Annotated in this window: 24 protein-coding genes and 3 pseudogenes; 16 read left to right on the forward strand and 11 right to left on the reverse strand. The window is 69.4% G+C overall.

Annotated features, from left to right (window positions below; genetic code table 11):
* Window positions 1-432 precede the first annotated feature (432 nt).
* From modA to ACFWVE_RS24360, 3 genes are read left to right on the forward strand one after another with little or no spacing between them, the layout of a single operon-like run.
* Window positions 433-1,233: a molybdate ABC transporter substrate-binding protein gene (gene modA, locus ACFWVE_RS24350; protein ID WP_384017733.1), complete on the forward strand. Its 801-nt coding sequence runs from the start codon at window positions 433-435 to the stop codon at window positions 1,231-1,233.
* Window positions 1,233-2,105 carry a molybdate ABC transporter permease subunit gene (gene modB, locus ACFWVE_RS24355; protein WP_384017736.1) on the forward strand — a complete coding sequence of 291 codons (873 nt, stop codon included), beginning with the start codon at window positions 1,233-1,235 and terminating at the stop codon, window positions 2,103-2,105. Before modA ends, modB begins: the two co-directional genes overlap by 1 nt.
* On the forward strand, window positions 2,102-3,190 hold the full coding sequence (locus ACFWVE_RS24360; protein ID WP_384017681.1) for an ABC transporter ATP-binding protein: 1,089 nt from the start codon (window positions 2,102-2,104) through the stop codon (window positions 3,188-3,190). Before modB ends, ACFWVE_RS24360 begins: the two co-directional genes overlap by 4 nt.
* 233 nt (window positions 3,191-3,423) lie before the next feature.
* Here the strand turns inward: ACFWVE_RS24360 and ACFWVE_RS24365 are convergent.
* A pseudogene (locus ACFWVE_RS24365) lies at window positions 3,424-3,570 on the reverse strand (IS5/IS1182 family transposase); the annotation flags it as partial.
* 110 nt (window positions 3,571-3,680) lie between these two features.
* On the reverse strand, window positions 3,681-4,379 hold the full coding sequence (locus tag ACFWVE_RS24370) for a TetR/AcrR family transcriptional regulator (protein WP_384017683.1): 699 nt from the start codon (window positions 4,377-4,379) through the stop codon (window positions 3,681-3,683).
* A gap of 123 nt (window positions 4,380-4,502) precedes the next feature.
* On the opposite strand from ACFWVE_RS24370, the gene ACFWVE_RS24375 reads away from it, so the two are divergent.
* Window positions 4,503-5,453: an NAD(P)-dependent alcohol dehydrogenase gene (locus ACFWVE_RS24375; protein ID WP_384017739.1), complete on the forward strand. Its 951-nt coding sequence runs from the start codon at window positions 4,503-4,505 to the stop codon at window positions 5,451-5,453.
* A 289-nt stretch (window positions 5,454-5,742) separates the two neighbouring features.
* On the opposite strand, the gene ACFWVE_RS24380 is transcribed toward ACFWVE_RS24375, so the two are convergent.
* A complete protein-coding gene (locus ACFWVE_RS24380) occupies window positions 5,743-5,952 on the reverse strand; it encodes a DUF397 domain-containing protein (protein ID WP_384017685.1) in 210 nt (69 codons plus the stop codon).
* Window positions 5,934-6,775 (reverse strand): annotated as a pseudogene (locus ACFWVE_RS24385) (helix-turn-helix domain-containing protein). Before ACFWVE_RS24385 ends, ACFWVE_RS24380 begins: the two are co-directional and overlap by 19 nt.
* A 263-nt stretch (window positions 6,776-7,038) precedes the next feature.
* Between ACFWVE_RS24385 and ACFWVE_RS24390 the strand changes: the two are divergent.
* The 5 genes from ACFWVE_RS24390 to ACFWVE_RS24410 all read left to right on the forward strand — a co-directional run bounded on the left by ACFWVE_RS24390 (window position 7,039) and on the right by ACFWVE_RS24410 (window position 10,138).
* Window positions 7,039-7,287 (forward strand): hypothetical protein, encoded by a 249-nt coding sequence (locus ACFWVE_RS24390; protein WP_384017688.1) that lies wholly within the window; start codon window positions 7,039-7,041, stop codon window positions 7,285-7,287.
* Entirely contained in the window at window positions 7,284-7,559 is a 276-nt protein-coding gene (locus ACFWVE_RS24395) for a hypothetical protein (RefSeq protein WP_384017691.1), read from the forward strand. The genes ACFWVE_RS24390 and ACFWVE_RS24395 overlap by 4 nt, the downstream gene beginning before the upstream one ends.
* Window positions 7,560-7,798: 239 nt before the next feature.
* Window positions 7,799-7,993 carry a PmrA gene (locus ACFWVE_RS24400; protein WP_255305823.1) on the forward strand — a complete coding sequence of 65 codons (195 nt, stop codon included), beginning with the start codon at window positions 7,799-7,801 and terminating at the stop codon, window positions 7,991-7,993.
* A gap of 249 nt (window positions 7,994-8,242) precedes the next feature.
* Window positions 8,243-9,151, forward strand: a complete 909-nt coding sequence (locus ACFWVE_RS24405) for a zinc-binding dehydrogenase (protein ID WP_093797186.1) — start codon at window positions 8,243-8,245, stop codon at window positions 9,149-9,151.
* A gap of 69 nt (window positions 9,152-9,220) precedes the next feature.
* The gene (locus ACFWVE_RS24410) at window positions 9,221-10,138 is read left to right on the forward strand and encodes a cupin domain-containing protein (RefSeq protein WP_384017695.1); all 918 of its coding nucleotides are present in this window, start codon (window positions 9,221-9,223) and stop codon (window positions 10,136-10,138) included.
* Between the two features lie 142 nt (window positions 10,139-10,280).
* Here the strand turns inward: ACFWVE_RS24410 and ACFWVE_RS24415 are convergent, their stop codons facing one another.
* The 4 genes from ACFWVE_RS24415 to ACFWVE_RS24430 all read right to left on the reverse strand — a co-directional run bounded on the left by ACFWVE_RS24415 (window position 10,281) and on the right by ACFWVE_RS24430 (window position 13,767).
* Entirely contained in the window at window positions 10,281-10,817 is a 537-nt protein-coding gene (locus ACFWVE_RS24415; RefSeq protein WP_093797190.1) for a DUF4240 domain-containing protein, read from the reverse strand.
* Between the two features lie 80 nt (window positions 10,818-10,897).
* Entirely contained in the window at window positions 10,898-12,244 is a 1,347-nt protein-coding gene (locus tag ACFWVE_RS24420; RefSeq protein WP_384017698.1) for a hypothetical protein, read from the reverse strand.
* Window positions 12,245-12,367: 123 nt separating this feature from the next.
* Complete coding sequence (locus ACFWVE_RS24425; RefSeq protein WP_093797192.1) at window positions 12,368-12,694, reverse strand: helix-turn-helix transcriptional regulator; 327 nt, start codon at window positions 12,692-12,694, stop codon at window positions 12,368-12,370.
* Window positions 12,694-13,767 (reverse strand): tyrosine-type recombinase/integrase, encoded by a 1,074-nt coding sequence (locus ACFWVE_RS24430; RefSeq protein ID WP_384017701.1) that lies wholly within the window; start codon window positions 13,765-13,767, stop codon window positions 12,694-12,696. Before ACFWVE_RS24430 ends, ACFWVE_RS24425 begins: the two co-directional genes overlap by 1 nt.
* Before the next feature lie 1,126 nt (window positions 13,768-14,893).
* Between ACFWVE_RS24430 and ACFWVE_RS24435 the strand changes: the two genes are divergently transcribed.
* Genes ACFWVE_RS24435 through ACFWVE_RS24445 form a run of 3 tightly spaced genes read left to right on the forward strand, consistent with a single transcriptional unit; the run spans window position 14,894 to window position 16,614 of the window.
* Window positions 14,894-15,469 (forward strand): TetR/AcrR family transcriptional regulator, encoded by a 576-nt coding sequence (locus ACFWVE_RS24435; RefSeq protein WP_384017704.1) that lies wholly within the window; start codon window positions 14,894-14,896, stop codon window positions 15,467-15,469.
* Between the two features lie 21 nt (window positions 15,470-15,490).
* On the forward strand, window positions 15,491-16,360 hold the full coding sequence (locus ACFWVE_RS24440; protein ID WP_384017707.1) for an SDR family NAD(P)-dependent oxidoreductase: 870 nt from the start codon (window positions 15,491-15,493) through the stop codon (window positions 16,358-16,360).
* Window positions 16,357-16,614, forward strand: coding sequence for a dienelactone hydrolase family protein (locus ACFWVE_RS24445; RefSeq protein ID WP_384017710.1), 258 nt, complete (start codon window positions 16,357-16,359; stop codon window positions 16,612-16,614). Before ACFWVE_RS24440 ends, ACFWVE_RS24445 begins: the two co-directional genes overlap by 4 nt.
* A gap of 59 nt (window positions 16,615-16,673) precedes the next feature.
* Here ACFWVE_RS24445 and ACFWVE_RS24450 read toward each other — a convergent pair whose 3' ends face one another.
* Both ACFWVE_RS24450 and ACFWVE_RS24455 read right to left on the reverse strand, forming a co-directional pair.
* Window positions 16,674-17,465, reverse strand: a complete 792-nt coding sequence (locus tag ACFWVE_RS24450) for a transposase family protein (RefSeq protein ID WP_384017713.1) — start codon at window positions 17,463-17,465, stop codon at window positions 16,674-16,676.
* A complete protein-coding gene (locus ACFWVE_RS24455; RefSeq protein ID WP_384017716.1) occupies window positions 17,465-18,298 on the reverse strand; it encodes an alpha/beta fold hydrolase in 834 nt (277 codons plus the stop codon). The genes ACFWVE_RS24450 and ACFWVE_RS24455 overlap by 1 nt, the downstream gene beginning before the upstream one ends.
* Before the next feature lie 432 nt (window positions 18,299-18,730).
* Here ACFWVE_RS24455 and ACFWVE_RS24460 point away from each other — a divergent pair.
* Window positions 18,731-18,898 (forward strand): annotated as a pseudogene (locus ACFWVE_RS24460) (DUF4158 domain-containing protein); the annotation flags it as partial.
* On the opposite strand, the gene ACFWVE_RS24465 reads toward ACFWVE_RS24460, so the two are convergent.
* Window positions 18,868-19,146 carry a tectonin domain-containing protein gene (locus tag ACFWVE_RS24465; RefSeq protein WP_384017719.1) on the reverse strand — a complete coding sequence of 93 codons (279 nt, stop codon included), beginning with the start codon at window positions 19,144-19,146 and terminating at the stop codon, window positions 18,868-18,870. The pseudogene ACFWVE_RS24460 and the gene ACFWVE_RS24465 overlap by 31 nt on opposite strands.
* 778 nt (window positions 19,147-19,924) lie before the next feature.
* Here ACFWVE_RS24465 and ACFWVE_RS24470 point away from each other — a divergent pair.
* From ACFWVE_RS24470 to ACFWVE_RS24480, 3 genes are all read left to right on the forward strand, one after another.
* Window positions 19,925-20,332: a hypothetical protein gene (locus ACFWVE_RS24470; RefSeq protein WP_384017722.1), complete on the forward strand. Its 408-nt coding sequence runs from the start codon at window positions 19,925-19,927 to the stop codon at window positions 20,330-20,332.
* A gap of 86 nt (window positions 20,333-20,418) precedes the next feature.
* On the forward strand, window positions 20,419-20,715 hold the full coding sequence (locus tag ACFWVE_RS24475) for a tail fiber domain-containing protein (RefSeq protein WP_384017724.1): 297 nt from the start codon (window positions 20,419-20,421) through the stop codon (window positions 20,713-20,715).
* A 218-nt stretch (window positions 20,716-20,933) separates the two neighbouring features.
* Window positions 20,934-21,605, forward strand: a complete 672-nt coding sequence (locus tag ACFWVE_RS24480; protein WP_384017727.1) for a 2OG-Fe(II) oxygenase — start codon at window positions 20,934-20,936, stop codon at window positions 21,603-21,605.
* Window positions 21,606-22,098 lie beyond the last annotated feature (493 nt).

Below are 22,098 nucleotides of genomic sequence, written 5' to 3' on the forward strand. Positions count from 1 at the left end.
GGAAAACCCGTCCGGACCCTCATCCCGGGGCCCCACCCCGGTTCCGAGCGGCGACGGTTCAGCACGCCGGAGTGACAGCACGCCCGGGCCGCCCTTCACTCGGCACCGCAGCAGGCTCGATCAGGGCGAGGGCGGCGACCGGACCGGCGATGCCGGCGGCGAGAGACCGACTCATGGACCACCACCTCCCGGATGAAGGCACCCGGGCAACAGTCCGGGCAGATGCACATGCCAGCCTTCAGCTCCGTACGGATGGCCGGTGCAAGCCAGAAGGAGATTCTCGGCTTGCATCTGCGGCAGTATGATCGACGCACGCACGGCCGCCCGATCGGTCCGCGAGAAGCAGTAGGCAGAGGGAGCAGCCCTGTGACGACCCGCCCCGCACACCGGACCCGCCCGTCCCGCCCGGGCTGCTCGGGCCGCCGGACGCCGATGACGCGGGTGGCCGATGCCGGCGCTGCCGTGCTGCTGGTCCTGGGGGCCGCGACCGCCTGTTCCCCGTCCTCCGACGACGGCTCCTCGTCGGCGCGCGGGGACGCGCGCGCGTCGGGCGGGCTGTCGGGCACGGTGACCGTGTTCGCCGCCGCGTCCCTCACGGAGAGCTTCACGACGCTGGGCGAGCGGTTCGAGAAGGCGAACCCCGGTACCGGGGTCACGTTCAGCTTCGGCGGCAGCGACAGCCTCGCCGCCGGTATCACCAGCGGCGCCCCCGCCGACGTCTTCGCCTCCGCCAGCCCCGGGACGATGAAGATCGTCTCGGACGCGGGGGACGCCGCCGGCACCCCGGCCACCTTCGTCCGCAACCGGCTGGAGATCGCCACCCTGCCGGGCAACCCGGAGGGTGTCTCCTCGCTGAAGGACCTGACCGACGCGGAGCTGAAGGTCGTCCTGTGCGACAGGGAGGTGCCCTGCGGGGCCGCGGCGCGGACGGCACTGGACGCCGGCGGCCTGAAGCTCACCCCGGTGTCGTACGAGCAGGACGTCAAGAGCGCGCTGACGAAGGTCGGGCTGAAGGAGGCCGACGCCGCCCTCGTGTACAGGACCGACGTGCGCGCGGCGGGTGACAAGGTGGAGGGCGTGGACTTCCCCGAGGCCGCGGAGGCCGTCAACGACTACCCGATCACCCTGCTCGAGGACGCCCCGAACGCCGAGGCGGCCGAGGCGTTCATCGCGTACGTGCGGTCCGACGAGGGTCAGCGGGTGCTGGCGGACGCCGGGTTCCTGACGTCGTGATCCCGACGGACACCTCCGGCACGGGGGCCGGCACCCGTAAGGGCCTCCGTAAGGGCACCGGTCCGCGGCGGCGCCGCACGGGGGCGGTGGGCGGGCAGGGCGTACCGCTGCCCCTGCTGCTGCCCGCGCTGCTCGCGCTGGCGTTCCTGCTCGTGCCGCTGCTCGCGCTGCTGGTCCGGGCCCCGTGGCAGAGCATGCCCGAGCAGCTGACCAGCCCCGCGGTGTGGCAGGCGCTGCGGCTCTCCCTGGTGTGCGCCACCGCGGCGACGGCGGTGAGCCTGGTCCTCGGTGTACCGCTGGCCTGGCTGCTGGCCCGTACGGAATTCCCCGGCCGGGGCCTGGTCCGGGCGCTGGTGACGCTGCCGCTGGTGCTGCCGCCGGTGGTGGGCGGTGTCGCCCTGCTCATGGCGCTCGGCCGCAACGGCATCGTCGGGCAGTGGCTGGACCAGTGGTTCGGCGTCAGCCTGCCGTTCACCACGGCCGGGGTGGTGGTCGCGGAGGCGTTCGTGGCGATGCCGTTCCTGGTCATCAGCGTCGAGGGCACGCTGCGGGCCGCCGACCACCGGTACGAGGAGGCCGCGGCCACGCTGGGCGCGTCGCGCTTCACCGCGTTCCGCCGGGTCACGCTGCCGCTGATCGCGCCGGGCATCGCGGCGGGCTCGGTACTCGCCTGGGCGCGGGCACTGGGCGAGTTCGGGGCGACGATCACCTTCGCCGGCAACTTCCCCGACCGGACCCAGACCATGCCCCTCGCCGTCTACCTCGCCCTGCAGAGCGACCCGGAGGCGGCCGTCGCCCTCAGCCTGGTCCTGCTCGCCGTCTCGATCGCGGTGCTGGCCGGCCTGCGCGACCGCTGGCTGACCGCGTCATGACCGACGCCGGGAGGCGCGAGCACGACGGCCCCGCCCGGGGTGACGCCGAGGGCCTCGACGCCCGCCTGGTCGTCGACCGCGGCACCTTCCGCCTGGACGTCGCGCTCACCGCCGCGCCGGGTGAGGTCGTCGCCCTGCTCGGCCCGAACGGTGCCGGCAAGAGCACGGCGCTGCGCGCCCTGGCCGGCCTCACGCCCCTCACCACCGGACACCTCCGCCTGGACGGGAGGGAGCTGGAGCGGCTGCCGCCCGATTCCCGTCCCGTGGGCGTCGTCTTCCAGGACTACCTCCTCTTCCCCCACCTCACCGCCCTGGACAACGTGGCCTTCGGCCCCCGCTGTCAGGGCGCCACGAAGGCTCAGGCGCGGGCGACGGCCGCCGCGCTGCTGGACCGCATGGGCCTGGCGGACCACGCCGGCGCCAAGCCCCGCCGCCTCTCCGGCGGCCAGGCCCAGCGCGTGGCCCTCGCCCGCGCCCTGGCCACCAGCCCCCGGCTGCTCCTCCTCGACGAGCCCCTCGCCGCCCTGGACGCCCGCACCCGCCTGGACGTCCGCGCCCAGCTCCGCCGCCATCTGGCCGCGTTCGAGGCCGTCGCCGTCCTGGTGACGCACGATCCGCTCGACGCGATGGTGCTGGCCGACCGTCTGGTGGTCGTGGAGCACGGCAGGGTCGTCCAGGAGGGGACGCCCCGGGACATCGCCCGTCACCCGCGCACCGACTACATCGCCCGGTTGGTCGGCCTGAACCTCTACACCGGCCGGGCCGAGGGCCACACCGTACGGCTGGACGGCGGCCCGACGCTCACCACCACCGAGGATCTGACCGGCCAGGTCTTCGTCGCGTTCCCGCCCGGCGCCGTGACCCTCCACAGCAGCCGCCCCACCGGTTCCAGCGCGCGCAACCTCTGGCACTGCGAGGTGAGCGGAATGGAGACCCACGGTGACCAGATCCGCGTGGACCTCACCGGCGAACTCCCCCTGGCCGCCGACCTCACCACGGTCGCCGCCGCCGAACTCGGCCTCCACCCGGGCGCGGACGTCTGGGCCACGGTCAAGGCGACCCAGACCCACGCCTATCCGGTCTGACCGGCGTCGGGACCGGTCGGCTCGAACTGGGACGTGATCGCGATACGCGCCAAAAGGGCAACGAGATGATCTTGAAGCCCTGATCCGCTCGGATTCACGTGCGGCGACGTGCAGCGGGGTGGCGTCCGGCGACGCGCCGGGCGACCGCGTCGACGCCGGGGCGGACTTGGGCACGTCGCGGGTGCGCGGCAACCGCAATGCGCCCCGCCCCTGAGTTCGTTCACTGAGCTTCTTCAGCGGTGCCGCTCCAGGGTGAGTACGGCTTTGGCGATTGACGTCATGCAGTTCGGGCTGCAGCGGGCGTGCCGGAAGATCCGCCAGGACTTGAGGCGAGCGACGCCACGCTCGGCCGGGGCGCGGGTCCGGGCCGGCGCCCGGTTCACGATCTGCCGGCTCTGCCGGCTCTGCCGGCTCTGCCGCGGCAAATCCGGCGTTTACTGCGCAGGGCTCGTGTGCGTGGGCCCACCGCCATGGGGCGAGGCATGCATTCCTAGGGGCGGGGCGGAGGCCGGTGGATGTGGTGCAGTGCCAGTGGTGGAGGCGGGGGCAAGAGTGCGGCGTGGCCGGCCCGGAAGGACTGGAGGAGGTAGGCGACCAGACGTCGGGACGCGGCCAGCGAGACCTGCTGCGACTCTCCGACGATGCCGCTGTTGGCCAGGAGCAGGAGAGTGATGTCGGCGGGGTCGAAGTCATCCCGCAGTTGCCCCGCGTCTTTGGCACGCCGCACCAGCTGGGCGAGGCCGTTCTCGGCACGGGTGTGTTCGCGCTCGTAGTCGACGGTGTCGGGGAACTGGGAGAGGAAGGCGGCCGTGAAGCCCCGGTCGGTGGCCTGCATGACGCACACCTTCTCGATGGCGGAACAGAACCCGTGCCAGGGGTCGGGGTCTTCCAGCGCCTCGTCGAGGAGGGTGACGCAGCGGGCGAGTTGTTCGGCGAAGGCTTCGGTGACGAGGGAGGCGCGGGTGGGGAAGCGCCGGTAGAGGGTGGCGGCGCCGACTCCGGCACGGCGGGCGATCGCGGTGAGGGGTACGTCGATTCCCTGGGTCGTGAATGCCTCGCGGGCGGCTTCGAGGATGCGATCACGATTGTGCCGGGCGTCGGCGCGCAGTTCTGCAGCCGCGGCCGGCGGCCGGGGCTCATCGGCGGAAGCGGGTGACCGACCTGGTTTCTGAGGGTGCTGAGCAGACATCTCTCTCACTTTAACGTAAGTGGAAGGTGTCGCCCGTTTACGGCGTTAGCTTGGGTGAGCGAGCGGAGAGAATCCCTCCGCTCACGGTTCCCGAGACAGAGACAGGACGACGCCGTGAACGAGATGCGCGCAGCCCTTCACGACCGGTACGGCCCTCCGGAGGTGCTGTACGAGGGCAGGGTGCCCGTGCCGGACATCAAGCCCGGTGAGGTGCTGGTCCGCGTCCACGCGGCCGGCGTCAACGGCGGCGAACTGGCGGGCAGGGCCGGGAAAATGCGCCTGGTGACGGGGCGCCGCTTCCCCCGGCGCAGCGGGATCGACTTCGTCGGCGAGATCACTGGGCTCGGCCCCTCGGTGAGCGGCATCCGCGAGGGAGAGCGGGTGTGGGGGGTTCTGGGGCGGACGACCCTCGGCAGTGCGGCGGAGTACGTGGCCGTCCGCCCCCGGCAGGTGGCTCCTGCCCCGGGCAACCTCACTCCGGTACAGGCCGTCTCCTTGCTGGCGGGCGGAACGACCTCGATCACCGCTCTGCGCGACAAGGCCCGTCTCAGACCGGGCGAACGCCTCCTGGTACGCGGCGCCAGTGGCGGTGTCGGCAGCGTCGCGGTCCAGATCGGCAAGGTCTTCGGCGCTCACGTCACCGCCCTCGCGGGACCGGAGAACCTCGACTTCGTCCGCGGCCTGGGCGCGGACGAGGTCATCGACTACAAGACGACCCACCCGTCCGAACTGGGCGCGTTCGACGTCGTCATGGACACCGTGGGCACTCAGCACCCCGCCTACCGCCGACTGCTGGCTCCGGGCGGACGCATGGTGGCCATCGCCCTCGACACCGAGAACATCCTCAGCAGCCTTTCCTACATCCTCGGCTCCACCGTCCACGGCTCCCGACGGGTGCGTTTCTTCAGTGGCAACCCCCGGCACGAGCTGTTCGCCGAACTGACCCGGTACGCACAGAACGGCGACATCCGTCCCGTCGTGGACACCGTCCACCCCCTCGCCTCCATTGCCGCCGCGCACCGTGCCTTGGAAGCCGGCGGCGTCCGCGGAAAGCACGTCATCAAGGTCGTGTGAGGCCTGGACATCACCGACAGCCGCTTTGTCCCTGGGGACAGGGAAGAGGAGCCGGGGCCGTGCAGGGGCCCCACCGGCCGGGCCGTCAAGCGGTCTGGCCGAGGCCGGCGGCGGTCAGGTCCTCATCGTCTTCGAGTGCGACGTACGGTCGGGAGCCGGACGCCTCCGGGGCGCCTGCGCACCCTCCGGTCCCGGCCGCTCACCTCGTGCGAAGAAAGCAGCACGAGGTGAGCACGTCACGTGCCGCGCCGACACCCTGCACATCTTCGGACCGAACGGCCCCGACCCCTCAGGCCCGCAACCGCCCACTCCTGAGAGCGGAAACGAAGGACGCCCATCCACCGGCCCGGAACACCAGCACCGGGCCGTGCGGCACCTTGCTGTCCCGTACGGGGACGACGGCGGCGAAGTCGTCGGAGACCTCGACGCACGCTCCGCCGTCCTGGTTGCTGTAACTGCTCTTGCGCCAGGACACGGCAGTCAGGTCTGTCGGTCGCACGTGACTTCCTCCAACCTCCGCAGGATGAACTTCCGCGACTCCGCTGGGGTGAGCGCCAGGTCGCGCACCGCATCGTACGTCTTCTGCAGACGTACAACTGGCTTGGCTCCTCGATGAGTTCGCCCCGGTACCCGTTCTCGGTATACGCGACAGTCCGGCCCTCGGGAAGAAGGAGGTACCACACGTCGGCACTCAGAAGACCGTGAACGCCTGCACTCTGCAGAAGCACGTGGACCGTCACGTTCGGCCGCTCCGCCATGTCCGCCAGGTACTCCAACTGCCCCCGCCACTCCCCCACATCACGCAACGGGGTGCGCAGCACCGCCTCCGACAGGATGGTCCGGAACGGAGGGGCCTTCTCGCCGTCCAGCAGCTCACGCCGCCCCATCCGGGCGTCGACCTGCTGGTCGAGTTCCTTGCCCTTGAGCCCTCCCGCCGCCAGCACCTCCCGCGCGTAGCCCGGCGTCTGCAGCAGCCCCGGCAGCACGCTCACCGCGAAGTGCCACAGACTCACCGCCTCCGCCTCCAGGGCCATGTACCGGCGGTACCGCTCGCGGAACTGCGTGTGGTCCCCGGCGGCCAGTTCCCACAGGGCCAGGAGCAGGCCCGGGGTGCCGTAATGGGTGTCGAGGGCCTGGACGACCTCCGGGCTGCCGATCGTCTCGCCCTTTTCCATCTTGCCGAACAGGGACCAGTCCCAGCCCAGTCGTTCGCCGAGGGCCCGCAGGCTCGTCCCGCTTGCGGCCCGTAGCGTCCGCAGTTCCTCGGCGAAGCGCTGGCGGGGTTCCTGGCTGCGGCCGGTGATGGCGCGTCGCTGCGACATACCGCTCCCTCCGGGACGTGCTGGTGAACGATGTGGCCGTTCGGTCCGTGTGGACGGAGTGGAACCACCTCCGTGCGACGGGGAACCACGGCCCCGTCCACGGTGTGGGCGCCCCCACCCCGGCGCATCCTCGTAACGGCCGGACTACGCAGCGTAATCAATGCAGCGCAGTCGGGTCGGGAGATCGGCGAAACCTCACCGGTCACCGCACCGCAGGCACACGGCCCACCGCATACGGACCACCGCACACGGACGAGGAACCCATGCCCCGCACTCCCAAGATCCAGGAAGCCCTCGACGCCCGCGACGCGCTCGCCACCGCCCTCACACGGGCCGGAATCCAGCTCCCCGCGATGGATGTCCGTACCCCCTGGGCCGACGACCGCGAAGGCGGCGAGGCCCCGTACGGCCTGGTCCACCTCGGCGTGTGCTCGGCCCCGGTCGCCCTCGCACTCGCGGACGTGATCACGAAGGGGGCCGCGGAGGGGATCACGAAGGGGGCCGCCGAGTGACGGAGAACGCCGACGCCGATGTCGATGTCACCCTCGACTGGCTCCCCGGCGTCGGCGAGGCCGTCCGCGACACCGTGCGCGACCGCGTCGGACGGGTCATGGGGCACGTGGGTCCGTACGTCCAGCTCCGCCCGCTCGCCGGGGGCCGCGAGTGGGACGCCGACCCCGCCCGCCTCCGCAGCCTCACCCCTTCCGAGTTGCTCAGCGCCCTCGTCGGCGAGGCGAACGCCCGCAGCAGGCACGGCTTCGGGACTGGTGGGCTCGCATGTTGAGGTGTCGCGTATTCCTCGTTGAGGCCGTGCCTGGTGTCACCGTGTGTGGTCGCCGGAGGCGTATCGGCTCCAGGTTCCATTGGCTTCAGTGACCAGGTGGGTAGGACGAGTTGGCGGATCGCGGAGGTTCTGTCGCGCTGTGGCGGGACGCCGATCTCCCGCAAGTGGGCTTGGAAACTGCCCGGATCGCTGGGGGCGGAATCGGCGATTGTGCTCCCCTGCCGTCCCCATCGCAGTCATTGACGTTCCGTCGCTGCTGGAGGCGCTGGCCGAACGCGCGGCTGCCCGCGCGGAGCGGCACCTTCATCTCGATGCTCCTGGCCCGCTCCTGCCACATCTCCGTCCCCTCCCTGGAGCGGAACGCCCGCCCCGGCGTCGACGCGGTCGCCCGGCAAGTCGCCCAGCCCGGCCCCACCGCCCGACGGAAGCGCTGACGCCTCAAGATCATTACATTGCCGGGCGTGTCTGTGCCCGTCACAGCGTCATCCACCTGACGGGTGCAGGGCTCGACGCGCCACGAGTCGCACTGACACAGATCGTCAACTGATTGATTCTCACGGGTCTGGTCGCTGTCCGGGTCCTGCGTAGGGTTTCAGGAAGACGGCAGTGCGGCATTTGCGCACTCGATCTGCTGCAGCGCCGAGTGTTCAGGCGTACCCACGAGAGAAGGAAACACATCCCTTATGCGCGCCCTTGTGGTCGATCACAGTGAGGCCGGACCCGTCCGGTTCGCCGATGTCGATGAGCCCGTACCGTCCGCCGGTGAGGCGCTGGTGGAGATACGGCACATCGGTCTCAACTTCGGAGAGCTGAATTACGTGGACCAGTGGCCAGCCGGCGCTGTGCACGGTCACGACGCGGCCGGCATCGTGGTGCGCGCCGCATCCGACGGCTCGGGGCCGCCCGAAGGTACGCGCGTCGCGGTGGGAATGGCTCCCCACGCGTGGGCGGAGCGGGTGGCAGTCAGTCCCGCCTCGCTCGGCACCGTCCCAAAGAGCGTGGATCTGGCCGACGCCGCCGCGCTGGGGATCGCCGGCGTCACCCCGTTCCGGGTGCTGCGCACGCGTTCCCTGTTGGCGCGCAACGTGCTGATCACCGGCGCCAGCGGGGGCGTGGGGCACTTCGCCGTCCAACTGGCAGCGCTGGCGGGCGCCCGGGTGACGGCACTCGTCGGTTCGCCGGAGAGGGCCGCCGGACTCCGCGAACTCGGCGCCGACAAGGTCCTGACCGACCTGGCCGAGACCGGGGACCGGTTCGACCTCGTCCTGGACACGGTCGGCGGACCACTGGTGGCCCAGGCGTGGAGTTCCCTCGCCGAGGGCGGCATCCTCCACCTGGTCGGTTACTCCTCGGGACAGGAGACCACGTTCCCGTCAGGTGCCTTGTTCGGCTTCGGCGAACCCCGCAGCATCGCCACCTACGGCGACATGACACCGACCGGCGAGGAGCTGACGGACCTGCTGGGCCTCATGGCCGCCGGGAGGCTCTCGGCGCCGGTCGGACTGCGAGGCCACTGGCACGAGGTGGGCGACGCCGTCCAGGCGCTGTTCGCGCGGAAGGTGCACGGAAAGGTCATTCTTGACGTGGCCTGACGCTGTGGACCAGGACACATGCGCCGTCGCCCGCCGGGGCGGCTCGCGGCGGTGGACGAGAATGGACCCATGGATGTACTGGCGGAGGTCTTGCGTGTTTCGGGTGCGCGTGGGGCGCTCGGGGTCATGCTGAAGGCTGGAGGAACCTGGGGCCTGTGGCTGGACTCCTATCCGGGAGCGGCACTGCACGTGGTGTCCCGCGGCACTATGTGGCTCCACGTCACGGGCGAGAATCCTCTTCAGGTGCAGGCCGGGGACGCCGTCCTGGTGTCGCCGGGCACCGCACACGGGATAGCCGGCGGCGCCGGCGTGACGATGGGCTCCTGCGACCGGGAAGAGGCGGCCCGGGCTTTTGACGATGGCCGGGCCCTGCGGCTGGGCTCGGCGCCGGTGCAGACGGAAGTGATCGTCCTGCACTACGAGCAGGACCCGGAGGTGCGCACACCGGTGCTTACCTCCTTCGCTCGGCCGATGCACGTCACAGCCCGGGAGAACGCGCAGCTCAGAAGGACCGTCGAACTTCTCGCTGCTGAGCTCGCGCAGCCGCAGTTCGGCACCACCGCCGCCATCAACAGCATCGTCGACCTTCTGCTCGTCCAGTTCGTACGCGCCTGGCTTGCCCGCCATCCGCAGGAGCAGTCCGGCTCATGGCTGGGAGCGATGCGTGATCCGGTCGTGCGCGACGCTCTCGCGTGTGTCCACGCCCAACCGGGACACCCCTGGACCACGGAGACCCTGGCCGCCGCGACGAGCGTCTCCCGGGCGACGCTGTCCAGGCGTTTCCGGTCCGCCCTCGGACAGACGCCGGGCGCGTACGTGACGCAGTGGCGCATCGACCTGGCGTCCGTCCGGCTCCGAGATACCGATGAGCCGGTCGAGTCGATCTCCGGCGCGGTCGGATACGGCTCTCCGCACGCTTTCAGCCGTGCCTTCAGACGTGTCCGAGGCACGGCCCCGGGCGAGTACCGTTCTCGACTTCGCAAGTGACCGGCCTCGGGACTGGTGGGCTCGCATGTTGAGGTGCCGCGTATTCGTCAGCGGAGACCGATTCTCGCCCTCAGGGCGTGACAGACAGTGATCGCCGGGAAGTCTCGCCTCCGCTGGGTGCCTCGTGATCGCGATTCGCCGCTTACTCCAGGTAGAGAGCTGCCAAGCGTGGCAGGTGGCGAGTCATTTCGCTGTGGTCGTCGAAGTCGAAGTCCCAGGTGGGGTCCAGCTCCGGGTAGCGGATGGTGAATGCGTCGTCCGGGAGTTGCTTGCCGGTCGCCATGACGTGTGCGTTCCAGACGATACTCAGCGTCTCCTCGCACTCGAGGTCGATTCCGTCGGCTGCTGCAGCTCGCACGATGGGCACTTCTGCGAGGGCATCGGGGTCAGCGACTATGCGCTCGAAGACCTCGCGTCCCTGCGCGATCAGCCAGCCGCGAAAGTAGTCGAAGCCGTCGTCGGAGCATCCGCCGTTGATCACGTAGGCAGCGGCCCACAGAGGATTCGTGTAAGAGTCGGCCATCAGGTCCCACAAAACCTGCTGAGCGGCGACGATCTCCTCGGCCGGGTGCGTGGCCAGTTGCGAGGCTGCCCGGCGGGCGACAACTTCTCCGTCGTTCGGGTTGGACGCCTGGTTGTGGGCTACCTCGATGAGCTGCCAGAACTGCTCTTTGTTCATGGCGGCAGAGCATGCCACCTGGTACTGACATCATGCCGGTCCCGGGAAGTTGGCCCGCCAGAGTAACCATGTCGCCCCCGTCAGCGTGTGTGGTCGCCGGGGGCGTATCGGCTCCAGGTTCCGCCGGCTTCGGTGACTAGCCGGGTGGCGGTCTTGTCGTGGTAGCCAAGGGCTTTCGCGATGACGGGAGCCGGTGCCTGGAGGACGAGTTGACGGATCGCGGAGGTCCTGCCGCGTTGCGGTGGGACGCCGATCTTCCGCAGGTGGACTTGGAGGCTGACCGGATTCATAGGCTGTCCGGGCTGGCGGCCCGGGAAAAGCCACTGTGAGCTTCTGCTGCTGGCGTAGGGCAGGTGCTGGCGGGACTGGACGTATGCCCGCATGAGGTCAGCGACGGGCTCTGGAAGCGGGGACGGCGGGTCTCCCAGCCGGACGGTGACGGTGGCCCCGTCGTCGATGACGTCGTTGACAGTGAGGCGGACGATGCGGGTGACGGGTTGCGCGTAGAGGAGAACGAGCGCGGCGGCGACCCGGGCCCGCAGGGACAGGGAGTCGTCGTTGAGGGTCCGCCGGAGAATGGCGAGTCGGCGGTGCTGGTGCAGCGGCGCTTGGTCCTGGTTGATGACCTGGGGTGGCAGGGTGAGGCGGGGCATCCGGCTCGTCTTCATGCACCAGCGCAGGAACGTCTGGGCCGGGCGCCGGGTGGCCAGCTTCGCGGTGTGCCAGGCGTCGAAGTCGGCCTGCTGGCAGTGTTCGAGGGCGCGGCCTCGGTCGGCGAGCCAGACGAGGAAGGCGCCTGCCTGGGTGATCTCCTGTTTCGCCTGGCTGGTCTGGGAGCGTCCCAGAGGCCCCTTCTCGGCCTTGCTCCGCAGGCGCCGCATCTGGTGCCAGGTGGCGAAGTGCTGAAGAAGCCGACAGTGTTCGGGGTCCTCAATGACGGCGAGTCGTTCGGTCAGCCAGCGCTGATAGAGCATGAGCTGTCGGTCGACGCGTGGCAGGACGCCGCTGTCCATCAGCAGGTCACGCAGGTGGGCGACGGTTCGCCAGGGTGCTTCCTGGTGCAGTCCGTCGTGGGTGAGCGGGATGGTGCCGGTGGCCAGGCCCCGGAGGAGGCGGACGACGTTGGGGTTGCGGAGCCAGATGAGTCGGCTCTTGGGCCGGTCCATCTTCAGCAGGGTGGTGACCAGTGGTTGCAGCGGAAGCGCGACGTGCCCGGTGCCGTCGTCGAGGAGGCGGGCGAGGGCGTCGGCGAGAGTGCAGCGTTCGCAGAGACGCCCGCCGAGTAGGAGCCCTTCGAAGCCGCAACGGTCGCAGAAGAAGTCGCGGGTGATGCCCGCGCAGTCGCGGCAGATTGAATTACCGGCGGTGTCCAGACCGGGTAGTAGCCGGTCGGTTCGGCAGTTGAGGCAGGAGCCGCGGACGCGCATCGCGCGGTCATAGCAGGTCCGGCAAATTGGGCCGTCCGACCATTCCGCCGACTTCGCCGCCCGACGGCCGCAGCGTGCACAGTTTCGGACATGCCAACGCTCGTACTCTTCCGGCGTCATCGCTCAGCTCTCGGGAGTCAGCCGGACCCGCGTGGGTCGTCGGGCAGCGAGGTTGATCGGTACCTCTTCGCCGGCGGCGCGACGGGCTGGGAGGTTCTGGGCCGAGGTGGCGATCAGATCGGCGGGTGTGCAGTCGAGGATGTCGCAGAGGGTGGCCAGCACCGGCAGGGACAGCCGTTCCGGGGTGCCGGAGACCAGGCGGTGGACCTGGGAGGAGGACAGTGTGATGCCGCGTTCGGTCAGGTGCGGCATGAGCTCGGCGACGGTGAACATGCCGCGGGCGGCCATCAGCTCGCGCAGGCGCCACCGGTAGCTGATCTGGCGTGGCATCAGGAGGTCCTTCCCGGCCGCAGAGCGGCCTCGATGGTGGCGTCCAGGACGCGACGCAGGGAGCGGGTGCGGAAGTCGGAGGAGACGCAGGTGTAGATCGCGGTAGTGGAAGCGTGGTCGTGGCCGACCTGCTGTTGGACGAACAGCGGGTCGTGGCCGTCCTCGATCAGGTGGGTGATGTAGGACCTGCGCAGCGAGTGGAACTCCAGCGCGGGGTCCAAGCCGGCGGCATCCCGGTAGGAGGCGAAGCGGGAGTCCAGCCGCTGGACCCCGATCCGCAGGCCTCTCTCGGACGGCCAGAGGGCTCTGCTGGTCGAATGCCGCATCCCAGGCCGGACCTCGCTGATCCACTCCTCGATCGTGCCGGGTGTCCAGTGCCAGACAGTCAGCACGCTGCGACGCTTGGGCGGTGAGCCCTTCTTGGCCTTGCCGTAGCGGACCAGCAGGGTGCCGTACTCGCCGAACTCCCGGCCTTCCGGATTGCGGCCGAAGTCGGTGAGATCCAGCATCCGGGTCTCGTTGCGGCGCAGGCCGTAGGCGTACGCAACCTTGAACAGGACGGCATCGCGGAAGGCCGGCAACCAGCCCTTGCGGCCCTTGCCGCGAACGCGCACCACCTCCTCGTCGGCATGGTCGAAGAACGCCTCCAGCTCGGGCCGGGTGAAGGCCCGTCGTTCCGGCTCGCCTTCGGCCTCGTCGGCGTGCGCCGCGGCGTTCCAGTCGTAGACCACCTGGACCGGGTGGGTGCCGAAGTGCCGCAGGCACTCGTCGGTCCAGCCGTAGGCGGGGTTGGTCAGGAAGTCGCAGAACTGGCGTACGGAGCCCTGGTAGTTGCGCAGGGTGGAGCGGACGCAGCCGTGCACGGCCCGCAGATCGGCCGACCACTCGTCGACGTGCTGCGGCGTCCACTGCCACGGCATCGCATCGGCGTGCCGGGTGAAGGCCCGGACTGTGCGTTCCTGGTCACCGACGTATCCCATCGACAGGTTCCGGGCGAGTTGCTGGTTGCGCCAGCCTTTGATCATCGCCTCGAAGACCTGCTCGTCCGGCCGCAACAACGGCAGCCCGTCCACCAAGTGCAGCCGAGCAGCCCCTGGAACAAGGCCGTCTCCACCCATCCGCCATCACTCTCCGTCTATCGCATCTGACGCGAGAATTTCGCATCAGATGCGACCGGGGGACGTCTTCGCAGTTCAATCGCTCGATGGAGTGAGACTCGCAGGCGTCCGCCGAGGAGACCGCTACCGTGGTTCTGAGGTCAGCGTCCCTGGTGAGACCACTTCCATGCGGTCGTGGGCCAATCTCCAGGACGGGTGTCGCCTATTCGCATCCGATGCAATTGGCGCCGGTAGGCACAGTGGTACAGCGGTTCACGCTAAGTGGTCCACTCCGGAAGTCCTTCGAGGGTTGACCGGGGCACTTGTCTCGTGGTGTCCGTGGGCCGGTGACGGAGTGGACGGGCGACCGGTGCCGGTGTGTGTGCCGTTGGCCAGGCGAGGCCCCTCTGCGGGATCCGGGAGATCCGAGCCTGGATCTGGCCCGAAGTTTCACTCGGCGGCGGCATGCCGTGCGTGCTGCAGGCCGGCCGACGGGCGCCAATACGAGCGGGGGGCAAGAGACGCGAGGATGATCTCCCGCGCCGCGCTGACGTAGCCGCGAGGGCGCCTGGGTCCCCGCCGATGCGTTCGGCGCCGGCGCGCATGGCACCGGACAGCAACTCCACCGCGAGGTGCACATCTCCGACATCGCGGAACTCTCCGCGCGCGATGCCGTCCCGGACGACAGTCTCCACGTTGACCACGATCGGGTGGAACGGGCTGTCCGGCCCCTGCGGCACCTCGGCGACCGGCCCGGAACCCGAACGGGGCGTACGTGCATCGTCGTTCACTACGGGCCCTCACTTGTCTGAGTAGACACTTTAGGCTCAATGTGTAAAGCTTGAGCCCAAAGCCTAGTGAGGAGTGTGATGACGACGCAGACCTGGACCGGGAGCCGAATCTCGGACATGGCCGGCCAAACGCCGATCGCGACACGGGCGGACTCGGACCCATCTGTACGACCATCGCGGTCCGGCGTGCGCAGGGCGCAGGGCCATACGGGCCCAGGACGCGAATGGCGCGTCGGCCGCGGGGAGGCGAACGCGGACCTGACGGGTATGAACTACGCGCCCCTCAGGCGGCGGGAAGCGCAGGTGCCCGCGTGACGAGCCAGAGCGGGCGGGCGCTGTCGCGCGGTGAGGAGATCGCGGACGCCGCGATACCGGTCTTCTTGCGCTTCGGCCTACGCAAGACCTCCATGGACGACCTCGCCGAGGCGGCCGGGCTCTCCCGTCAGGGCCTGTACCTGCACTTCAAGAACAAGCAGCAGCTCTTCCACGCCAGCCTGCAGCGCGTGGTCGCCCAGACCCAGGCCGCCGTCGCCCAGGAACTGGCCGGAGCGGACCTGCCGGCGCACGAGCGGCTGATGGGCGCCTTCAATGCGTTGCATGGACCCGCCGCCACGGCGACCAGCGAGGCGGTGAACGAACTCCTCGCCGCAGCACGCACGTTGGGGGACTCGCTCCTGCACGACCTGGAGCGCTTCGTCGTCGAGGCGGTGGCCGACGTTCTCCGCGCCGAGGGGGCGCCGGAGCGCACCCCAGGCGTCTCCGCCGAGGACCTCGCCTTCCAGTTGCTCGCCGTCGCGGCCGGCGTCAAGCAACTCACCGTCCCGCCCAGCGACCGAGCCCGGCACGTCCAAATCGCGATCGCTCTTGTCCTCGGCCCAGCCGACTGACCCCCCACGACTGGACGCACCATGACGTCAACTGAAACCCAAAAACTGGTCGTAGTCACCGGAGCCTCCACGGGCATGGGCGCGTCAGCCGCCCGCGAACTGGCCCGGCAGGGATTCCACGTCCTGGCCGGCGTGCGACGCGACCGTGACGCCGACGCCATCGGATCGACCGGCATCGAGCCGGTCATCCTCGACATCACCAAGTCCGAGCACGTGGAGGCACTCGCCGCGCGGGTCGCCGACGACTCGCGCGCACTGCACGCGCTCGTCAACAACGCCGGCATCCAGGTGAACGCCCCGGTCGAAGCCCTGCCAATGGCCGAGTGGCGGCGGGTCTTCGAAGTCAACCTGTTCGGCCACATCGCCGTCACCCAGGCGCTCCTGCCCGCACTGCTGCGTAGCAAGGGCCGCGTGATCAACATCAGCTCGATCGGCGGCAAGTACGCCATGGCCACATACGGCGCGTACGCCGGCGCGAAGTTCGCCCTGGAAGCAGTCAGCGACTCACTCCGCCGCGAGGTCGCACCGCTGGGCGTACAAGTCGTCGTGGTCGAGCCCGGCGGCGTCCGCACACAGATCGCCGCCCGCGGGATCGCGACGGCCAACGACCTGGCGGCCAAGATGACACCCGAGCAGGATGAGCGCTACGGCAGCCTGGTCCAGGCGAACAACAAGTTGATGGCCTCGGGCACCGCATCGGGCCTGACCGCCGACGCCGCCGCCCGGGTCATCGCGAAGGCCGTGACGACCCGCAGACCGCGCACCCGCTACACCGCCGGCCGGGATGCCGCCCTGATCATGCGTCTGGGCCCGATCCTGTCCGACCGCACACTCGACCGCATCCTCGCCGCCAACCTGCGCCGCCTCTCCCCAAAGGCAGCCACGGCATGACCCACCGCGTCAGCATGGTCGGGCTGAGCCTGGGCGGTCACATCGCCTACGTCGCAGCCACCGAGTTCGACCTCGCCGAAGTGGCCGTCTTCTACGGCGGCTGGCTGCCGAGCACCGACATCCCGATCAGCCGGCCCGAGCCGACGCTGTCGCTGTCCCCGAACCTCACCGGACGTGTCCTCTTCCTCGTCGGGGAGGAGGACCATGTCGTGCCGCCCGCACAGCACACACTGCTGAACAGCGCCGAAAACTAACGAGGCTGTGAGCGAATGAGTCGGGGGCGTGCTGGTCTGGGATTCGGGTGGTGGGTGATTCAGCGGATCGTCGGGGTGACGGGCACGAGTGCGGTGCTCGGCTTACGGTGAGTGGCACGTTGGGCGGCGCGGTCGGAGACCAGGCCGGCGATGGCGCGGTGGGTGGCCGAGTAGTGCTCGCGACGTCCGAGGAACCGCTGCAAGGGGCGCCACTGCTTGTGCTCGGCGTTGGCGTGCTCCACGCAGATCCGGCGGGAGGATTGGCGGCGGCGCATCTCACGCCATCCGTACCGCTCGGTCAGCGCCACGTCCTCCAAGTTCTTCGGCGGGGTCGAGATCTGGTCGGGGAACTCGTTGGCCAGGCCCCGGTAGCCATCGTCGACCTCGGCTCTCACGTCCGGGTGGAGGCGGACCTGGGTCTCGGTGCCGTCGATGCGGAGCGTGATCCCTTCGGCTGCGGCATAGGCGAAGACATCGGCCAGCGTATGCAGCCGAAGCCCCGGCCGGTCGGGGACGGCGAAACCCCGCGCGGCCAGCAGCGGACGGATCTCGCCGATCGCCCTGGTGATGGTGGACCGCTCCAGGCCGTAGAGCTCCGCGAGGGCGGCGTGCGGGAGCTGATGACGCAGGTGGACCAGGGTGACCAACACCCGGTCGGTGAAGACGAGGTCGTGCTTCGGTCCGGCACCAGGCCGCTGCCTGCGGTTGCCGCCGCGCCGCTCGTGCAGTGCGGACTCACAGCGCGCGGTCCACGGCCCGGCCAGCTCCTCGATCAAACCGCCGAGATGTGCACGGGAGATGCCGGTGAAGGCAGGATGGGACAAGGCCGCACGGGCCCATTCCTTCGTCATCACACATGAGGAACTCGTGCGGCTCTCTCCGCGTTACGGGCCGCCTGGGCTCTGTATTGCTGGTCGTGGTCCGAGAGCGCCGCCGCGGTGGCGCGGGCGAAGCCTTCCGGGTTGTCCAGCATGATGTTGTGCCCGCAGTCCGGGACCGAGACCACGGCCACCCCCGCTTCGATGAGCGCATCGGTGCCCGGGAGCGGGCCGTCGGCCTCGGGCAGCAGGTAGGTACGGGGGATTTTCAGGTCCAGCAGATGCTCGCGCATGGTGGGAGCGGTGCCGCGGGTGAGGTTGACCGCGCTGCGATGCAGGGCTTCCCGGCCTGCCAGGCGCATCGTGGACCACCAGTGGGAACCAGCCCGGTCTCGGATCGCTTCCCAGCCGCTCGCCAGGAACTCCTCCTCGGAGTACGCGGCGATGCCGCTGCTGCCCGCGGAGCCGGGTGCGGGCGGGATCGGGTCAAGGTTGGCGTCGATCAGGACCAAGCGGGAGACCATCTGGGGGTGCCGGGCGGCCAGGACGATGGCCACCGAGCCACCCATGCTGTGCGCGATCAGCTCGGCGCCCGTGACACCCGCACTGGTCAGAGCCGCAGCAAGGGCATCGGCGTGGGATTCCAGGGTGTAGTCGAAGTCCGTCGGCCGGTCGCTGATGCCGTGTCCGAGCAAGTCGATCAGCAGCGAACGACGTCCGGCGAGCAGAGGATGAACCGCAACCTCCGCAAAGTAGGCCGGCGACGTGGCGCCCAGACCATGGACGTAGACGCGGGACGGCTCCTGTCCCGGCAGCTCAACCCAGCGGATCTGGCCGCCCTCGGGCGTCACGGCGGCGTTGCGCACAGCCTGCTTCCCTTCACTCCAGATCGACGGAGAGACGAGAGTAGCCACCGGGCCTCGGTGCACCACCACCGCCCCCAGCACAGACGTTGCGCGGGCACCAGAAGCGTCGGGCCTCGATCAAGGCACCCCAGCGGATTTCGTTCACAACGTCGTAACCACCGAGGCTTCCGGGCCGTGCCGGTGAGGGGAACTGGCCCGTGACCGCTTGATCAACCCCCGAAGGACTTCCGACGCCGACCACTAAGGGCCTGCCGGAAATTAACCTGTGGGTTTTGAGGGTTGATCTCGCAGGTCAGCGTGTCACTCGCCCACATGTTGTTCTCCGGCAGGCCCTAAGCCAGTGATCATGGGCTTCCAGCACAGCCGATCGGCCTGGCGCCGGGTTCGGCGGAAGATCGCTGCACGGCTGCGGGCGTCGATAGCGTCAGGTCCATGCCAGTGGAGTTCTTGACCGACGAGCAGGCGGCTTCGTACGGGAAGTTCAACGAGGAGCCGACCCGGCCGGAGCCGGAGCGGTTCTTCTTCCTCGACGACGAGGACCGCAAGCTGATCGCGAAGCGGCGCGGTGATCACAGTCGGCTCGGGTTCGCCCTCCAGATGTGCAACGGGTCGGGGACTCCCTGGTCCCCGACGTACCGGAAGATCTGGTTGCCGCCGTTGACACCCCGCACCGTGCCGTCCGCGCCCGCCCCGATGTCGCTCAGCGCTCCGGGGACATTGACCCACGGAGCACCGTCGTAGTTGCTGTACTTGCAGATCGCAGCTCCGGCGTTCACACCCCACACCGTGGTCCTGGACCCTGCCGAGATGGCACTCAGGCCGCCCGAGACCTTCACCCGGTCCGCCATGCCCAAACACCTTTCATCGAACCGATGTCAGCGCCGTCCTCCGGGATCGGACGATTCAAAAAGTCGACTGAATCCCTGTTCCAATATCAAACAAGCCAGAAAATCGTGTTTCAACTCTCGCGACCTTGCGGCGCGCTGGGCTTGAGCGGCTCGGTCGAAGCGATTCGGCTGGAAGTGCGGTCCCGCCCAAGGGGGATCGACGTATGGGCTGACCCGTGCATCTCCACCCTGAGCTGCTTCGCTGGCAGGAGTGGGCGAGCCAGCGTGAACGCGCCGCCCGGGGGCGGCGGCACGGACGCGCCTCTCACAGACGTTCATCTGCGAGAGTTCCGCGAGAGCCCCCGGAGTGATCACGTTTCCGCAGGTCGCCCTTCGCGAAAGTCCTCTCGAAACCCGCACGTTGTGCGAGGCACTTCTGAGGGACTCCCCTGTCCCATGCCATTGAGTCTTGACCGATTGCCACTGAAGATCGACCACTGCCCAGTTCGTGCCATCGAACCATTGACTGACCAAGTCAGCGCCCCCGTCCGACAGTTCACTCGATAGAAGGCATCTCCGATCTTCACGCAGTATCGTCGGCCGGGCGCCCTTACAGTCTGCGTGCCGTCCGGATGAGATGGCATCCGTCGCTGACACATGGGAGTGGGACGTGAGGTCTTCGGGTATGGCTGTCTCGGCAATGGCCGTGGCTATGGCGGCGCTGGGAGTGGGAAGTGGCGCCCCCGCGTCCGCCGCCCCCACGGCGACGCCGTCGTGCAGCGGGGCGGAGTGCCCCAGTTTGAAGCCGACCAGGCTCACGGCCAGCCAGGCCAGCCTGAACGTCACCCAGATGCAACTGGAAAACATCAACGCGATGGCGACAGACGCGGTGACCGGGGAGCCCATTCGCGGCGCGAAGATCGTGTTCGCCACCATGGGCGGCAGGACGCTGGGGGCGGCCTACACGGACTACTACGGCATCGCTGCGATCGCCGCGCCGGAGAATTTCGGCCCCGGAACCCTCCAGGAACTGCTGGGCGGCTATGAAGCCGCGATGGTCGGCGACGGCATTCACGCCCCGGCCGGAGCCCACGGAGCGATCACGATCGGCACGGACCAAGGCCCCGGTGTCCCGGGCGGCCCCTGCTCCGTCTGCAGCGACCGTGCGCTCAAGCAGGACGTGGTCCCGGTCGACTGGAGCCGGTAGCGGTGGGGATCTTCCGTCGGCGGTCCCGGGCGGCTGACCACGGTGCCTCGGCACGGCTTCGAGCTGAGGTCCGGGAGTTCAGCGACGTGGCATCGGTCAGCCCGGTCAACGGTTACGCAGTTCTGGGGACCGTGGCCGCGCTGCCCATCAGTACCTGGCGCTACCTCTGGGAGCCCGAGGGCGTGCGTCATCTGGGGCCGATGGCCCAGGACTGGCACGCCGCCTTCGGCTTCAACCACGACGACACCACCATCCCCGTCGTCGACGGCCTAGGCGTCGCCCTGGTGTGCATCCAGGCACTGCACCGCCGCGTGGAAGAGCTCACGGCCGAAGTGGATCGTCTGCGAGAAGCCGCGAGCCTGAACACGCCCGGGGCCGCGTGACGCGCCGGATGGCCTGTTGTGATGCTCCAGCGCTCGGCCGGGGAAGGCCAGTTGCCACGGGCCGCCCTCGCTGAGCGCGGCCCGTGGCCGTCCCTTCCCTCAGAAGGCTGGGGGATTCGGTCCCTGCGGAACTCTCATCGTGATCCAGAAGACAAGACACCATGACAAGGCAGGACACCTTGGCACGACACGACACTGTGACGGGACCATCCCGGGCGATGGATCTGCGGTCACCGGTGTGTACGGACGCGGTCTGGCGGCTTCCGGTGACGGTCTGTCGCATCACCCAGTTCCTGGGTGAGCAGACGGCCGGCGCCTTACTGGAGCGCGCCATCGACTCCGCCGGCGACACGTTGAAGCCCTCCATGATTCGCGACCGGGAAGTGGTCCCCGACTTCCGCCGGTCCCGCTCGCGCCAAGACTTCGCCGCGCCTGAGCTGATGGCAGCCATCCACGAGGTGCTGGAGGCGGTCGAGCACACTCTCGGAGTCTCCTGCCAGTACACCGAACCCATCTACAGCCTCAACGCGCACAACGACGGCGACTTCTACCGGCCGCACCAGGACAGCAGCGCCGAGTTCGCCCCCCGGCGTCTGCTCACATTCGTGTACTACCTGCATCGCACACCCCGGCCTTTCGACGGGGGCGAGCTGCGTGTGTTCGACGCGGCTCTGCCACTGCACACCGGGACGGCCGGGAGATGGCAGGAGCGCACCTGGCGGGACTGGGAGCCCGAGCACGACAGCATCGTGTTCTTCCTCCCCAGCGCCTGGCATGAGGTAAGGCCGGTCAGCTGCCCGAGTAAGCAGCACGCGGACAGCCGCTTCGCCATCAACGGCTGGCTGTGCAGCCCCGACCCCGCGAACCGTGGGAATGACGCGAGCCCGTGAAACGCATCGTCCCCGAGTCCGACTGACGGGGATGCGTCCCGTCAGTCGGACTCGTTCGAGGCGAGGTCACGTGAGCTCCCGGGACTGTGCACGAGCGTCCGGCCCGTTGGCCCGGTCGGTCAACCTTCAGTGGCAGAAACGCGCGCCGGTCAACGTTCGGTGTCAATCGGTCAAGGTTCAGCGTCACAGGACATTCCCGGATGGAACTCACGCCCGATCGGGCCGCATGGGCGGTAGAACGTCACGACTGCCCGAACTGTGACGCGCCCGCCGGCTCCGCCTGCCGCACCCGCGGCGGGAAGACCGCGGTGAAGTACCACACCGCGCGCTTCGTCCTCGTCCCCGCGCTCCGCGAAGAACTCGAAGTCCTCGTCCCCGCCACCGCCACCCCGGCCGCGCGTGGAAGCAGGGCCCGGCACTCGCCGTCGTGCCCGCGCCCCGCACCGAGCGCCCGGTGCGCATCGGGTACGCCAGGACGTCGACCGCGCGCCAG

This window comes from Streptomyces sp. NPDC058632, assembly GCF_042717095.1.
In the GTDB taxonomy this organism is placed as follows: Bacteria; Actinomycetota; Actinomycetes; order Streptomycetales; family Streptomycetaceae; genus Streptomyces.

Coding starts and splice junctions, on each gene's coding strand:
- ACFWVE_RS24415 (WP_093797190.1), bottom strand. CDS start 10,817: ATGAACAAAGAGCAGTTCTGGCAGCTCATCGAGGTAGCCCACAACCAG.
- ACFWVE_RS24410 (WP_384017695.1), top strand. CDS start 9,221: ATGGATGTACTGGCGGAGGTCTTGCGTGTTTCGGGTGCGCGTGGGGCG.
- ACFWVE_RS24450 (WP_384017713.1), bottom strand. CDS start 17,465: ATGACGAAGGAATGGGCCCGTGCGGCCTTGTCCCATCCTGCCTTCACC.
- ACFWVE_RS24420 (WP_384017698.1), bottom strand. CDS start 12,244: ATGCGCGTCCGCGGCTCCTGCCTCAACTGCCGAACCGACCGGCTACTA.
- ACFWVE_RS24425 (WP_093797192.1), bottom strand. CDS start 12,694: ATGCCACGCCAGATCAGCTACCGGTGGCGCCTGCGCGAGCTGATGGCC.
- ACFWVE_RS24440 (WP_384017707.1), top strand. CDS start 15,491: ATGACGTCAACTGAAACCCAAAAACTGGTCGTAGTCACCGGAGCCTCC.
- ACFWVE_RS24370 (WP_384017683.1), bottom strand. CDS start 4,379: ATGTCTGCTCAGCACCCTCAGAAACCAGGTCGGTCACCCGCTTCCGCC.
- ACFWVE_RS24405 (WP_093797186.1), top strand. CDS start 8,243: ATGCGCGCCCTTGTGGTCGATCACAGTGAGGCCGGACCCGTCCGGTTC.
- ACFWVE_RS24480 (WP_384017727.1), top strand. CDS start 20,934: ATGGATCTGCGGTCACCGGTGTGTACGGACGCGGTCTGGCGGCTTCCG.
- ACFWVE_RS24445 (WP_384017710.1), top strand. CDS start 16,357: ATGACCCACCGCGTCAGCATGGTCGGGCTGAGCCTGGGCGGTCACATC.
- ACFWVE_RS24465 (WP_384017719.1), bottom strand. CDS start 19,146: ATGGCGGACCGGGTGAAGGTCTCGGGCGGCCTGAGTGCCATCTCGGCA.
- ACFWVE_RS24390 (WP_384017688.1), top strand. CDS start 7,039: ATGCCCCGCACTCCCAAGATCCAGGAAGCCCTCGACGCCCGCGACGCG.
- ACFWVE_RS24360 (WP_384017681.1), top strand. CDS start 2,102: ATGACCGACGCCGGGAGGCGCGAGCACGACGGCCCCGCCCGGGGTGAC.
- ACFWVE_RS24375 (WP_384017739.1), top strand. CDS start 4,503: ATGCGCGCAGCCCTTCACGACCGGTACGGCCCTCCGGAGGTGCTGTAC.
- modA (WP_384017733.1), top strand. CDS start 433: ATGACGCGGGTGGCCGATGCCGGCGCTGCCGTGCTGCTGGTCCTGGGG.